This is a genomic window from Neobacillus paridis, from assembly GCF_016765675.1.
In the GTDB taxonomy this organism is placed as follows: domain Bacteria; phylum Bacillota; class Bacilli; order Bacillales; family Cytobacillaceae; genus Neobacillus; species Neobacillus paridis.
In genome coordinates this window covers 1-514 of sequence record NZ_JAESWB010000137.1, presented here as the reverse complement: position 1 = coordinate 514, position 514 = coordinate 1, and the positions used below count along the sequence as shown (strand labels likewise).

The following is a 514-nucleotide window of genomic DNA, read 5'->3' as shown; positions in this document are numbered from 1 at the left end:
GAACGCCGGCGGCGTTGGCGCTGTAGCCGGTCAGGTTGGCGCCGGTGGCATTGACGATGTAGCCCGCCTTGTCCAGTTCGAACTGGCCGTTCCGGGCATAGGTCACGGTGCCATTGGTGTCCATGCGGAAGAAGCCGGCGCCATTGATGGCGATGTCGAGCGCATTGTTGGAAGCCGTGATGTTGCCCTGGCTGAACTGCTGCTGCACCTTGGACAGCTTGGTGCCGATGCCCACCTGCGAGGCGCCGCCGCCGGACAGCGAGGTGGCGTAGACGTCGGCGAACTGCGCCTGCGATGCCTTGAAGCCCACGGTGCTGGAATTCGAGACGTTGTTGCCAATGACTTCGAGACTCTTGGACGCGGCGTTCAGGCCGCTCAGACCTTGCTGGAAACTCATGTTCTTCTCCGGTTGCTATGCGTTTTCTGGTGCCGTCAAATGATTTCGCGTACGTCGGCCATGGTGGCCGAGCCGCCGTTGGTCAGGTTGAGCTTGACGCCGGCGGCGCCGGTCGAG

General features: G+C 62.8%; 1 protein-coding gene. It reads right to left on the bottom strand.

Annotated features, from left to right (window positions below):
* The coding region (locus JK635_RS28220; protein WP_235887982.1) for a flagellar hook-basal body complex protein at nt 1–397 on the bottom strand (397 nt) is incomplete at its 3' end.
* Between the last annotated feature and the right edge of the window lie 117 nt (nt 398–514).